This is a genomic window from Streptomyces sp. NPDC051452 (assembly GCF_044454765.1).
GTDB lineage: Bacteria > Actinomycetota > Actinomycetes > Streptomycetales > Streptomycetaceae > Streptomyces.
Genome location: NZ_JBITEB010000014.1, coordinates 176,346 through 190,292, shown reverse-complemented (window position 1 = coordinate 190,292; position 13,947 = coordinate 176,346). Strand labels below are relative to the sequence as shown.

General features: G+C 74.3%; 7 protein-coding genes. All 7 read left to right on the top strand.

Annotation, left to right across the window (positions count from 1 at the left end; genetic code table 11):
• The first annotated feature begins 231 nt into the window (after positions 1-231).
• Complete coding sequence (locus ACIBA9_RS28335) at positions 232-2,391, top strand: serine/threonine-protein kinase (RefSeq protein WP_399367327.1); 2,160 nt, start codon at positions 232-234, stop codon at positions 2,389-2,391.
• A 163-nt stretch (positions 2,392-2,554) separates the two neighbouring features.
• Positions 2,555-5,215 carry a protein kinase gene (locus tag ACIBA9_RS28330; protein ID WP_399367325.1) on the top strand — a complete coding sequence of 887 codons (2,661 nt, stop codon included), beginning with the start codon at positions 2,555-2,557 and terminating at the stop codon, positions 5,213-5,215.
• Between the two features lie 100 nt (positions 5,216-5,315).
• Positions 5,316-7,097, top strand: a complete 1,782-nt coding sequence (locus tag ACIBA9_RS28325) for a serine/threonine-protein kinase (protein WP_399367323.1) — start codon at positions 5,316-5,318, stop codon at positions 7,095-7,097.
• 168 nt (positions 7,098-7,265) lie between these two features.
• Complete coding sequence (locus ACIBA9_RS28320; protein WP_399367321.1) at positions 7,266-9,125, top strand: protein kinase; 1,860 nt, start codon at positions 7,266-7,268, stop codon at positions 9,123-9,125.
• A gap of 151 nt (positions 9,126-9,276) precedes the next feature.
• Positions 9,277-10,209, top strand: coding sequence for a protein kinase (locus ACIBA9_RS28315; RefSeq protein WP_399367319.1), 933 nt, complete (start codon positions 9,277-9,279; stop codon positions 10,207-10,209).
• A 136-nt stretch (positions 10,210-10,345) separates the two neighbouring features.
• Positions 10,346-11,959 carry a succinic semialdehyde dehydrogenase gene (locus tag ACIBA9_RS28310; RefSeq protein WP_399367317.1) on the top strand — a complete coding sequence of 538 codons (1,614 nt, stop codon included), beginning with the start codon at positions 10,346-10,348 and terminating at the stop codon, positions 11,957-11,959.
• A 100-nt stretch (positions 11,960-12,059) separates the two neighbouring features.
• Positions 12,060-13,838, top strand: a complete 1,779-nt coding sequence (locus ACIBA9_RS28305) for a GMC oxidoreductase (RefSeq protein ID WP_399367315.1) — start codon at positions 12,060-12,062, stop codon at positions 13,836-13,838.
• Positions 13,839-13,947: the final 109 nt, after the last annotated feature.

Below are 13,947 nucleotides of genomic sequence, written 5' to 3'. Positions count from 1 at the left end.
ACACCGGTCCACCGACGAGGGGGGAGTGGGGTCCATGTCCCGTGAACCGGGTGCGGGCGCGGTCGGTTCCTCCCCTCTTGCGACCCATCATCCCGGTAAGCGGAACGCCCACTTCAGAGGGGGCCGGGGTCGGTGGGGCGCTGGCCGGGGCCAGAGGCACCCTGGGCGTCGCCCACTTGTCGGGTGAGAGACAATGAAGGCTCTGTCAGGGCGGGTTGTATGAGGGGACGCATGTCGGAGGCGGAGCGGGCGGGAACATCCCGTCAGGAGACTCGTCAGGGCAAGAACGAGGGGCGTCTCCTCGCCGGGCGGTACCGGCTGGGAGACGTGCTGGGCCGCGGCGGCATGGGCACGGTCTGGCGGGCCGAGGACGAGACCCTCGGCCGGACGGTCGCCGTCAAGGAACTGCGATTCCCGACCAACATCGACGAGGAGGAGAAGCGGCGCCTGATCACGCGCACCCTGCGCGAGGCGAAGGCGATCGCCCGGATCCGCAACAACAGCGCGGTGACGGTCTTCGACGTGGTCGAGGAGGACGACCGGCCCTGGATCGTCATGGAGTTGGTGGAGGGCAAGTCCCTCGCCGAGGTCATCCGCGAGGACGGCCTGCTGCGGCCCCGGCGGGCCGCCGAGGTGGGTCTCGCCATCCTCGACGTGCTGCGCTCGGCGCACCGTGAGGGCATCCTGCACCGTGACGTGAAGCCGTCCAACGTGCTCATCGCCGAGGACGGCCGGGTCGTGCTCACCGACTTCGGCATCGCGCAGGTCGAGGGCGACCCGTCCATCACCTCCACCGGCATGCTGGTCGGCGCCCCCTCCTACATCTCGCCCGAACGCGCCCGCGGCCACAAGCCCGGCCCGGCGGCCGACCTGTGGTCGCTGGGCGGACTGCTGTACGCGGCGGTCGAGGGCACGCCGCCGTACGACAAGGGATCGGCGATCGCCACGCTCACCGCGGTGATGACCGAGCCCCTGGAGGAGCCCAGGAACGCCGGTCCGCTCCGGGACGTCATCTACGGCCTGCTCACCAAGGACGCGGCCCAGCGGCTCGACGACGCCGGTGCCCGGGCCATGCTCAACGCGGTGATCCACGCGCCCGAACCGGAGCCGATGGACGCCACGCGCGTGGTTCCGCTGCCCTCCCAGCCCGGTTCGCCCGAGGGCAGGCGGGGCGAGGAGGCCGGGGAGAAACTGCGCGGGGCCCTGCGTTCGATGCGCAAGGCGGCCGGCGCGGCGACCACCGCGCGGACGAAGAGCGGAAGCGGCCGGACCGCCCCGGATGCCGGCGGCGCGGCGGGCACCGGTGCCGCGGCGGGCTCGGGCGGTGCGGCCACCGGCGGCGCGCGACCCGCCTCCTCCGCGCCTGTGGCGAAGGGATCGGCGGGCACGGCAGCGACGGGAGCGGCCCCCGCCGGCCAGGTCTCCCTTGGCAAGGGATCGGGCGCCACGGGTGCCGGGCCCGCGGGTGCCGGATCCGGGGGGCGGCCCAAGGGCGCGGCAACCGGTTCCGCTTCGACGCCGAACGCCGATGCGGGAAAGTCGGGTTCGGGCTGGCCGGTGGTACCGCCGCCGGACCTCGACCTGCGGCCGCGGCCGGCGCCGAGGGCGCCGCTGACCGACGTGGTGCCCAAGCGGACGCTGGTGATCATCGCCGTCGTCGTCGCCCTGGCTGTCCTCGGTACGGTGCTGGCCCTCACGCTGGGCGGCGGCGACGGCGGCAAGAACACCGGGGCCGCGTCCAGCGCCAAGGCCTCCACCAAGGAGGACAAGCACACCGGCGGCGCGGGCGGCAAGGGCGGCGGCGCGCGGACGGACGGCTCGAACTCGGCGAGCGCGAGCACCGGTTCGGGGTCGGACAAGGCGACCGGCCCGGGCTCCACCCCCTCCGCCGACGACTCCGCCTCCGGGGACTCCTCCGGCTCCGGGCACTCCTCCGGCTCCAAGGGCGGCGGCAGCGCACCGGCGCGCTCGACCCGCAAGAGCGGCCAGGGCTACTCGATCGGCCTGCCCGACGGATGGAAGTTCACGACCTCCTCCGACGCCGGCGACCGCTACACCGGGCCGGACGGGCAGAAGCTGCTGGTCGGATGGACCAGCTCGCCCAAGCACGACCCGGTCGCGGACTGGCAGAACCAGGAGCGGAGCATGGTCCGCTCCCAGTACCAGAGGATCCGCATAGAGAAGGTGGACTACCGCGGCTGGAACACGGCCGACTGGGAGTTCACCTACGTCGCGGACGGCACCAAGTACCGCAGCATCGACCGGGGGTTCGTGGCCGGCGACCATCTCGGTTACGGGCTGATGTACACCGCGAAGGCCGCGAAGTGGGACAGCGCGCTGCGCAAGGACACCTGGAAGACGCTGACGGAGTCCTTCAAGCCCAAGTCATAGGCGCCGGAGCCCGGTTTGGTCCGTGATAATCCGGCATCCTCTCAATGCGGGTTGCCTCCGGCACGTATCGTGAATGGTTGCGGACCGTACGCAGCCGGACGCCTGGGCGAAACGGATCGTGCGACGAACGGATGTGACCAACCGGGCGCCCGGGGGAGGCAAAGTGGACGACTACGCGGGTCGGGTGCTCGCCGACCGGTACCGCCTGCCGGTGCCGCCCTCCGACGAGTACGAACTCACCGAGACCCGCGCCTTCGACACCTACAGCGGCCAGGAGGTGCTCGTCCGGCAGGTGCCGTTGCCGGAGATCGTCGAGGCCGAGGTGCTCGACGCGGAGGGGCTGCCCGAGGGCTTCACGGCCCGCGCGCGCGGCGGCCGCCAGGCGCCCACGGCACGCGACGCCACCCGGCGCCCCGCCGACCCCGCCGTGCGGCGCGCCGTCGAGGCCGTGCAGGCGGCGGCCCGCATCCCGGACCATCCACGCCTGGACCAGGTCTTCGACGTGTTCGCCGAGGGCGGCTCGCTGTGGGTCGTCAGCGAACTGGTGGCCGCGCGTCCGCTGGCCGCGCTGCTCGCCGAGCGGCCGCTGACGCCGTACCGGGCGGCCGAGGTCGCCTCCGACGTGCTCATGGCGCTGCGGGTGCTGCACGCCCACGGCTGGGTCCACCGCAACGTCACCGCCCGCACGGTGCTCGTCTGCGACGACGGGCGGGTGATGCTGACCGGTCTCGCCATCGGCGCGGCGGAGGAGGCGCTCTGCGGGTACGACCCCGTTCCCGCCCAGGACATGCCCGCCCAGGACGCCTTCGGACAGAGCCTCGCGGGTCCCGAGGCCTCCCCCGGCCCCTCCGGCATCGCGCGCCCCCCGGGCCTCCCCGGCGCCCGGGAGCCCCGAGGCGTCGAGCCGACGGCCGGGGCAGGACACGGGGACGGCCCACGGGGCCCGGCGCTCGCCGGACCGGCCGGCGCCGCCCCGGACGCGGACGTCGATCCCGAGGCCGCGCGCCGGGCCGCGATCCAGGCCCGGGCGGCCGGCGGACTGCCGGCGCCGGAGGCGCACGCGGTGCCCGGCGCGAGCGGTGCCCCCGGTACGGCGGGACAGCGGGCGCTGGAGAGCGGGACGGACATCCGCGCCGCCCGGGCCGGAGCCATCGCCGCCTACCGCGCGGGTGCCCGAGCCGCCGCCCGGGTCCAGGAGGCCCAGCAGAACGGGCGCGCCGCCCTGCCCGCCGCCCGGCCGCCCGCCGACGCCGGCCGGGGCGAGGACGCCGGGCAGCCGCCGTACCCCGCCGGACCGGGCGGGGGCACCCCGCCCGCCCGGATAGCCGACCCCTACGGCGTCCAGGGGCCGCCCTGGCACGGCGCCTCCCCGCGCCCCGTCGAGGAGCCACGGCGAGCGGGACTCGCGGCGCCCCGCGCCGGACAGCCTCCCGCGCCCCGCCGGCCGGACACCGCCCCGGCCCGCTCCGACGTCGCCCCCGGCGACCCGGGCGGCGCCCTCGCCGCCCAGCCCCCGGCCCAGCCCGCACCGCCGGCCGGCGACTGGGACGCGCCCGGCGGCGTGGGGGCCGTACGCCGTGGTCCCGCCACCGCGCTGGCCGCCGAGCGGGCCCGGCAGGTGCGGATGACCGTCGTCGGCCCGGTGACCGAGCGATGGTCGCCGGAACAGGCCGGACCCGTACACGAGAACTGGCAGCTGGCGGCGCCGATCGGGCCGGCCACCGATCTGTGGGCGCTGGGCGCGCTGTTGTTCCGGGCGGTCCAGGGGCACGCGCCGTACCCGGAGGACTCGACGGCCGAACTGGTGCAGTTGGTGTGCGCCGAGCCGCCCGCGTTCGCCGAGGAGTGCGGACCGCTCAGGCCGGTCGTGGAGTCGCTGCTGCGTCAGGACCCCACCGACCGGCTGGACTTCGAGGAACTGGGCGGCTGGCTGCGCTCGCTGGTGCGGTCGGCACCCGAGCCGGACGCCGGCATCCATGTCGTCCCCGTCCCGCCCGCCGACCCGAGCCGGCTGCCGATCGTCCGGCGCCGCGGCGAGCTGGTGCGGCGGCGCCGCGCCCGACTGCCCGCGAACCATCCGCACGGCCGGCACAAGCGCTCCCGGGAGGAGGGCGGTTCACCGCACAGCCTGGGCCGCACCCTGCTCCTGCTGGTCCTGCTCCTGCTGGCCGGCGCGATCGCCTACGCCGTGCTGTTCATGCCCGGGCGGAAGGACGGCGGCGACCGGACGGGCAGCGCGGGACAGGCGAGCCCGGCGCCCTCCCGGTCGGTGCAGCCCCCGTCCGGGGACGGCACCGCGGGCGGCGGCCCCGCCGCGTCCGCGCCCGCCACCGAGACACAGACCGGCGGCGACCCCTCCGTCGCCGACGGCTTCACCCTGCGCAAGGACCCCGACGGCTTCCAGGTCGCCGTCGCCAAGGGCTGGGCCCGCACGGGCCGCGACGGCGACGGCCAGGTGGTGTACGCACACGGGAACTTCGAGCTGATCCTCGTACCCGGACGGGACGCCGCCTCGTCCTACGGCAGCGATCCGATGGCCTACCAGCGGGACAAGGAACCCGAACTCCAGCCGTACCGCGGCTCCAGCTGGGCCACCGCCACCGGACTGCGCACCATAGAGGTGGGCGGACGCACCATGGCCGAGGGGCAGTTCACCTGGACCGACGGCCAGGGGCGCGACCTGTTCGTGCGCAACATGGCGATCCTGCTGAACGGCCGCTACCACATCGTCCAGGTCCGGGGCCCCGAGGCCGAACGCGACGAGGTCACACGGCTGTACGAGCAGGCCACCGCCACCTACCGCTACACGGGTCGACCGGGGTGAGCGTCACAGGACTGTCACCTTGGTACCCCGCTTGTTCCCACAGGGAAGGCCTGTACTTAGTCTGACCCTGTCAAGAGCATTGCGGGGCAACGTGAATCAGATGCAGGGCCTGCTCGTAGCGGGCCGCTACCGGCTCGCCGACTCGATCGGCAGCGGCGGCATGGGCCGGGTGTGGCGCGCCCACGACGAGGTGCTGCACCGGACGGTCGCCGTCAAGGAGTTGACCGCCGCCCTCTACGTCTCCGACAGCGACCGGGGCGTACTGCTGGCCCGCACCCGGGCCGAGGCCCGGGCGGCCGCGCGCATCAACCACTCCGCCGTGGTCACCGTGCACGACGTCCTCGAACACGACGGCCGCCCGTGGATCGTGATGGAGCTGGTCGAGGGCAGCTCGCTGGCCGACGCGGTCAAGGAGCGCGGACGCGTGGAGCCCCAGGAGGCCGCGCGCATCGGCATGTGGGTGCTGCGGGCGCTGCGCGCCGCGCACTCCGCCGGCGTACTGCACCGGGACGTCAAGCCCGGCAACGTCCTGCTCGGCCAGGACGGCCGGGTGCTGCTCACGGACTTCGGCATCGCCCAGATCGAGGGCGACACCACCATCACCCGGACCGGAGAGGTCGTCGGCTCGGTCGACTACCTGGCGCCCGAGCGGGTGCGCGGCCACGACCCCGGCCCCTCCTCGGACCTGTGGGCGCTCGGCGCCACGCTGTACACGGCCGTCGAGGGGCGCTCGCCGTTCCGTCGCACCTCCCCGCTGAGCACCATGCAGGCGGTCGTCGAGGAGACGGCGGACGAGCCGCGCCACGCCGGTCCGCTCGGGCCGGTCATCGCCGCCCTGCTGCGCAAGGAACCGGCCCAGCGGCCGGGTGCGGAGGAGGCGGAGCAGATGCTCGCCGAGGCGGCGGAGGGCCGCCGTCCGAGCGCCGCGCAGGCCTTCGTGCCGACGCAGACCTCGGGTGTGCACACGGGAGGTTTCACCGGGGCGCCCGGCCCCGGCGCGGGCGCCCCGGGCGCGTCCGGTTACGGCACGGGAACGCTCCCGCCCGGCCAGGGCACGACGGGGACGATGGGCGGCAACCCTTCCGGGACCGGTCCGACGGCGGTGGGTCCGACGGCGATGGGACCGGCGGGCGCGGGACCGGTGGGCGCGGGCCCTGCGGCCGGCGGGCCGTCGAGCGGGGGACCGTCGGGCGGGACGCGCTCGCCGCGCCGGTCCCGGCCCCGGCGCCGGCTGCGCACCCTCGCGCTCGTCGTCGCCGTCGCGGCCGTGCTCGGCGCCGCCGGGGCGATCGCGTTCCGGCAGTGGGACGGCCTACGGCAGGACACCACGTCGCGCGGCGGCGGGGACTCCGCCCAGGCGAACGCCGAGAGCGGCCACGGCACCTCGGGCCGGCCGGGCGCCGGCCCCGCAGGCTGGCAGACCCACCAGGACCCGCTGGGCTTCAGCCTCTCCCTGCCCAAGGGCTGGAAGCGCAAGGTGTACGGCATCCAGGGCGACCTCAAGCAGATCGACTACACGCCCGACCAGGGCAAGCACTTCGTCCGCATCTCCATCGACAGCTCACCCGACTTCGCCGACGCCACCCGGCACCAGGAGGACCTCGAACAGCAGTTGCAGCGGCTGGTCGACTACCGGCGCGTGACCCTGGCGGGGAACGTCTACCGCGACCGCAAGGCCTCGCGGTGGGAGTACACCTGGACCGCGCTGAAGAAGGACGCGCCGTACGTCGCCGGACCCCGGCACGCCGTCGAGGAGACCTACTTCTCGCGCCAGGGCACCGAGTACGCCATCTACATGTCGACGCCGGAGCAGGACTGGACCACCACCAGCGAACAGTTCAAGTGGGTGCTGCAGAGCTGGCAGCAGCCGGACGAGGGTTGAGCCGACCGGGTACACCCTGAGACCGGGACCGCCTGACGTCCGGGACACCCGCAGGGCCCTTCTCCGGGCGCCCCGGACCACCGAGACGGCTGAAAATGGCAGGCAGGGCACCCCGCTTGGCCGATCGGCGCCCCGGAGTGTGTGGGTCCGGTGCGGCATGATGGGCTCATGGGGACCGAGGGCGCCGATTTCCGGGTGATCGCGGGCCGTTACCGCCTGGAGGAACGCATCGGGCGCGGCGGCATGGGCGTCGTATGGCGGGCGAGCGATCAGGTGCTCGGCCGCGGCGTGGCGGTCAAGGAACTCCTCCCGGACGACTCGCTCCCGGAGGACGACGCGCGCCGCCGGCGTGACCGGACCTTCCGCGAGGCCCGCGCGGTCGCCCAGTTACACCACCCGCACATCATCGTCGTGCACGACGTGGTGGAGCAGGATGAACGACCCTATCTCGTCATGGAGTTGGTGGACGGCGGATCACTCGCCGACCGGATCGCCCGGCAGGGCCCCGTCGACGCCGCCGAGGCCGCGCGGATCGGCGTCGCCCTGCTGAGCGCGGTGCGCACGGCGCACGAGGCGGGGGTGCTGCACCGCGACATCAAGCCCGCCAACGTCCTGCTCGAATCCGGCACCGACCGGGTCGTGCTCACCGACTTCGGTATCGCGCAGGTCGCGGGCGCCACCACGCTGACCGAGACCGGCTCCTTCGTCGGCTCACCGGAGTACACCGCGCCCGAGCGGATGGCCGGGCTGCGCACCGGCCCGGAGTCCGACCTGTGGTCGCTGGGCGCACTGCTGTGCACCGCGCTCAGCGGCGAGTCGCCCTTCCGGCGCGACTCGCTCGGCGGCATCCTGCACGCCGTCGTCGCCGACGAGATCCGCCCGCCCGAGCAGGCCGGGCCGCTGCTGCCCGTCGTACGGGGGCTGCTGGAGCGCGACCCGGACCGGCGGCTGAGCGCGGCGGACGGCGAGCGCATGCTGCGGACCTATCTGAGCACCGGTCACACACCGCCCGCGCCGGGCGAGTCCGCCACGACGGGCCCGCACGGCGGTGTCCGTCTGCCCAGGTTCGGCGGGACGCGCCAGAGCGGCCCGGGGGCCGACACGGGCCACGCCCACCGGCCCGCGCTGCCCGGAGGCCGGCCGCACCGCCAGGACCCGGCGCCCTACACCCCGACCCGGCCGGACATCGCGCACGACGGCCTGCTCGCGTCCCTCGCGTCCCGGGTGTCGGCGCAGTCCCCCGGGCGGCCGTCCCCGCGCGCGGTGCTGGTCGCGGCCCTGCTCGTCGCCGCGCTGACCGGAGCCGGCGTGTCGGCGGCGCTGCTGCTGCACCGGGGCGGGCACGGGGGCGGCGGCACGCCGGGCGGCACGGCGACGAGTCCGGCATCCGGCACCGGCGCGAGCACCGGCCCGGCGCGGACCGACGGCACGTCACACCCGGCCGACGGCCGGCCCCACCGGTCCGACGGCACGTCACGCCGGCCGGCGTCCGACGGTCAGCCGTGGCCCACCGGGACGCGGCCGCCCGGCGCCGGGCCCGCCGCCGACAGACCCGGCACGCCCGAGGGTTACCGCACCGCCCAGGATCCGGCGGGGTTCCTGCTCGCGGTTCCGGACGACTTCATCCGCAGCCCGCGGGGCGACCGCGTCTTCTACATGTCCCCTTGGGAGACCTTCCGCATCGGCGTCAAGATCACCGCGGCCCAGCCGGGAGGGCCGCGGGCGGTGATGGACCGCTCGGCCGCCCGGGGCCCGAGCGCCAATCCCGGCTACCGCGAGGGCCGGGTCACCGCGACGACACACGACGGGCACCCGGCCGCGCTGTGGGAGTTCACCTGGGACGGATTCAGCGCCTCGGAGGGCCCCCGGCACACCTACGACCTGTGCTGGGAGGAGGCCGGGCGGATGTACGACGTGTGGGTGTCGGCGCCGGTGGGCGAGGGGCGCCAGGCGCGGGAGTACTTCGACGTGGCGATCGACACCTTCGCGGTCCCGGACGCCGACGACGACGACGAAACCGACGACTGACGCCCCGACAGACGACACCTCCGGTGGCGATGGCCGACGCCACGGCCGGCGCCGGCGGCCGACCTGGCGCGGCCCGATCGGCGCGCCGGATGCCGAGGCCGTCCGACCGCCCGCTTCGACAACGGCATGGTGCGCACGGTACTCATGTGCCATGACCGAAGACGGCGAACACCCGCTCGACGGACGTCTGATCGGTGGGCGCTACCGGCTGACCGGACGCCTCGGCTCCGGCCCGGCCGGAACCGTCTGGCGCGCCCTGGACGAACAGACGCAAAGTCAAGTCGCTCTCAAAGAGCCCTTGTTGCCCGGCGACCCGGCCGACGACGAGGACAGCGGGCGCCTGGCGCACCGGCTCTTCCGGGAGGCCCGCGTCGCCACCCGGGTCCGCCACCCGAGCGCCGTCACGGTGTTCGACGTCGTCACCGAGGCGGCGACTCCCTGGATCGTCATGGAGCTGGTGGAGGGCGAGTCCCTGCACGCGGCCCTCCGGCGCGGCCCCCTCCCGGGCGCCGAGGCCGCCCGCGTCGGACTCGCCGTGCTCGGCGCACTGCGCGCCGCCCACGCCGTCGGCATCGTGCACCGGGACGTCCATCCGGCCAACGTCCTGCTGGAATCCGGCACCGGCCGGGTCGTCCTGACGGACTTCGGGATCGGCGACGGCCACGCGGGGGACACGCCCGCCGGGTTCGTGGCCCCGGAGCGGGCGGCGGGACCCGGCGCCGGCCCGGCCTCCGACCTGTGGTCCCTCGGGGCGCTGCTCCGGGCCGCCCTCGGCGCGGAGGTCCCCGGTCCGCTCGGCCCCCTGCTGGACCGGCTGCACGCCGACGACCCCGAGGCGCGGCCCGACGCCCGGGAGACCGAGGCGGCACTGCGCACGTACCTGGGCCTGCCCCCCGAACGAACCACCGCCCCGGAGCAGAAGCCGGAGCCGGAACCGGACTCGGAACCGGACTCGGAGCCGGACGCGGAGCCGGAACCGCAGCCGGAGTCCGGGGCCGATCGGGGGCCGCTCCCCGGCCCATCGCGCCGTACCCCGCTGGCCGCTCTCGGCCTGCTGCTCGCGAAAAAACCGGGGACGGAATGATCGTCGAACGCATCGGCGAGTCAACGCCCTGATCAGCACATTCACTGCCAGTGATCACTGGCACCGTGTGCGAGGTCGGTGAATCCCCGTTACCGACGGGTACACAAAGCTTCCGTACCGGCATACCCTGCGCGTCATGACGGACACGCAGGCCCCGGACATCGCCGGTACCAACCCCCTCGCGCCCGCCCCCGAGGGCGCCCGCACCGCCGCCGACGTGGTCACCCCGGAACTGGTGGCCCGGCTCGTCAAGGGCGTCGTCGGCTCCGGCCGTACCGCCAACCACACCCCGTTCACCGGCGAGAAACTGGCCGACCTGCCCGAGTCCACCCCCGAGGACGTGCGCGCGGCCTTCGACGCGGCCCGGGCCGCGCAGACCGTCTGGGAGAAGATCCCGGTCCGCCGGCGGGCGGCCGTCCTGCTGCGCTTCCACGATCTGCTGCTGGAGCGGCAGGCCGAGGTCCTCGACCTCGTCCAGCTCGAGACCGGCAAGGCCCGGCTGCACGCGCACGAGGAGGTCCAGGCCGTCGCCATCGCGGCCCGCCACTACGGCCGCCGTGCCGCCGCCTATCTGCGCCCGAAGCGGCACGCCGGTGCCGTACCGACCCTCACCAAGACCGTCGAACTGCGCCATCCGCGCGGGGTCGTGGGCCAGATCGCGCCCTGGAACTACCCGCTGGAGCTGTCCGTCGGCGACGCGTTGCCCGCCTTCGTCGCGGGCAACGCGGTGGTGATGAAGCCGGACACGGAGACCTGCCTCACCGCCCTGTGGGCCCGTGACCTGCTGATCGAGGCCGGACTGCCCGAAGGTGTCTTCCAAGTCGTCCTCGGCGAGGGCCCGGTCGTCGGCCCGGAGCTGGTCCGGCACGCCGACTACGTCTCGTTCACCGGTTCCACCCGCACCGGCCGCGAGGTCGCCCAGGGCGCGGCCGCCCGCCTGATCGGCGTCTCCCTCGAACTCGGCGGCAAGAACGCCATGCTGGTGCTGGACGACGCCGACATCGAGAAGGCCGCCGCCGGCGCCGTCCGCGCCTGCTTCTCCTCGGCCGGCCAGCTCTGCATCTCCATCGAGCGGCTGTACGTCCACGAGTCGGTCGCCGACGCCTTCCTGGCACGCTTCGCCGCCCGCACCAGGGCCATGCGGCTCGGCAACTCCCTCGTCTACGGCGCCGACATGGGCTCGCTGGTCGGAGCACGCCAGCTCGAGACCGTCGAACGGCATGTCCGGGAGGCCGGCGCCAAGGGCGCGAAGGTGCTCGCGGGCGGCACGGCCCGGCCCGACATCGGCCCCTACTTCTTCGAGCCCACCATCCTCGACGGCGTCGAGGACTCCATGGCCGTGTGCGAGGAGGAGACCTTCGGACCGGTCGTCTCGGTCTACCGCTTCCGCGACGAGGACGAGGCCGTCGAGCGCGCCAACGCCACGCCGTACGGCCTGAACGCGTCCGTGTGGACGAAGAACGCCCGCCGCGGCCTGGACATCGCCTCCCGTCTGCGCACCGGCACGGTCAACGTCAACGAGGGCTACGCCCCCGCCTACGGCAGCGTCCAGTCCCCGATGGGCGGCATGAAGGACTCCGGCCTCGGCCGCCGCCACGGCTCCGAGGGCATCCTCAAGTACACCGAGGCCCAGACGGTGGCCCGGCAGCGCCTGCTGCCGATGGCGCCCTCGCTGGGCATGGACGACGAGAAGTACGCCGCCTTCATGAGCCGCAGTCTCCGCCTGATGAAGGCGTTCCGGTTCCGGTAACCCACCCGGGCGGCTTCCGGTTCCGGTAACCGACCCCGGACCGGGAGCCGCGCGATCGAACACTGACGACCCGCACGCGACACTCGACGAGGAGACACCCGTGCCCCAGGACGCTTACGACTACGACGTCCTCATCGTCGGATCGGGCTTCGGCGGATCGGTCTCCGCCCTGCGCCTGACCGAGAAGGGCTACAAGGTAGGCGTCCTGGAGGCGGGCCGCCGCTTCACCCGCGCGTCCCTGCCGAAGAACTCCTGGGACCTCAGGAACTACCTCTGGGCCCCCCGGCTCGGCATGTTCGGCATCCAGCGCATCCATCTGCTGGGCAATGTGATGGTGCTGGCCGGCGCGGGGGTCGGCGGCGGTTCGCTGAACTACGCCAACACCCTCTACATACCGCCGAAGGCCTTCTTCGAGGACCCGCAGTGGAAGGACGTCACGGACTGGGAGGAGGAGCTGCGGCCGTACTACGACCAGGCACGGCGCATGCTCGGTGTCCGGCTCAACCCGACCATGACCCCCTCCGACGTGCACCTGAAGGCGGCGGCACAGCGGATGGGCGTCGGCGACACCTTCCACCTCGCCCCGGTCGGCGTCTTCTTCGGCGACGGCCAGGACGCCGACGGTACGGCGAAGGCCAAGCCCGGCGGGCAGGTCGCGGACCCGTACTTCGGCGGCGCCGGCCCGTCGCGGAACGCGTGCACCGAGTGCGGCGAGTGTATGACCGGCTGCCGGCACGGCGCGAAGAACACCCTCAACGAGAACTACCTCTACCTCGCCGAGAAGGCGGGCGCGGTGGTCCACCCGATGACGACGGTCGTGTCGGTCACGGACGACTCGCGCGGCGGGTACGCGGTGGCGACCCTGCCCACGGACCGGAAGAAGAAGGGCGAGGGCCGGATCTTCACCGCGCGCCGGGTCGTCCTCGCGGCCGGCACCTACGGCACCCAGACCCTGCTGCACCGCATGAAGGCGAGCGGCCGGCTGCCCCACCTGTCGCGGCGGCTCGGCGAACTGACCCGCACCAACTCCGAGGCGCTGGTCGGCGCGCAGACCGACAACCGCCGCTACCACAAGGCGACCGGCGAGCCGCGGGCCGACTTCACGCGCGGGGTGGCCATCACGTCCTCGGTCCACCCGGACGCGAACACCCACATCGAACCCGTCCGCTACGGCAAGGGCTCCAACTCCATGGGCGGCCTGTCGATCCTCCAGGTGCCCTACGCCGAGGGCTCCTCCCGGGCGCTGGCCTGGCTGGCGAACGCCGCCCGGCATCCGCTGCTGGTGGCCCGCTCGCTGTCCAACCGGCGCTGGTCGGAGCGGACCATCATCGGCCTGGTGATGCAGTCGCTGGACAACTCTCTTACGACGTATCTGAAGCCCGGCGGCCTCGGCAAGGGCCTGCTGACCGCCCGGCAGGGGCACGGCGCGCCGAACCCCAAGCAGATCAAGGCCGCCACCCAGGCCGCCTCCGCGCTCGCCGCCGAGATCAACGGCTTCGCCGGCAGCAACGTCGGGGAGCTGATGGGTACCCCGCTCACCGCGCACTTCCTCGGCGGCTGTCCCATCGGCGCCTCCCCGGAGACCGGCGTGATCGACCCGTACCACCGGCTCTACGGCCACCCGGGCATCTCGGTCGTGGACGGCTCCGCCGTCTCGGCGAACCTGGGGGTGAACCCCTCGCTGACGATCACCGCGCAGGCCGAGCGGGCGATGTCCTTCTGGCCCAACAAGGGTGAGGCGGATCCGCGTCCGGTGCCCGGAGCGGCGTACGAGCGGCTGAAGCCGGTGGAGCCGCAGGCCCCGGCGGTCCCGGCGGACGCCTTCGGCGCCCTGCGGCTGCCGTTCCTCGGGATACCCGCGGTGCCACCGAAGCAGTAGGGCCTCGACGGAGCGGGGCTGCTTCGGGAGCGGGGCCTGGGGCCGCCTTCGGAAGGGGGGCCGCGGGCCGAGGTACCTGCCTCCCCCTCCGAAGGCAGGTACCTCTTAC

Coding starts and splice junctions, on each gene's coding strand:
- ACIBA9_RS28315 (WP_399367319.1), top strand. CDS start 9,277: ATGACCGAAGACGGCGAACACCCGCTCGACGGACGTCTGATCGGTGGG.
- ACIBA9_RS28310 (WP_399367317.1), top strand. CDS start 10,346: ATGACGGACACGCAGGCCCCGGACATCGCCGGTACCAACCCCCTCGCG.
- ACIBA9_RS28325 (WP_399367323.1), top strand. CDS start 5,316: ATGCAGGGCCTGCTCGTAGCGGGCCGCTACCGGCTCGCCGACTCGATC.
- ACIBA9_RS28320 (WP_399367321.1), top strand. CDS start 7,266: ATGGGGACCGAGGGCGCCGATTTCCGGGTGATCGCGGGCCGTTACCGC.
- ACIBA9_RS28335 (WP_399367327.1), top strand. CDS start 232: ATGTCGGAGGCGGAGCGGGCGGGAACATCCCGTCAGGAGACTCGTCAG.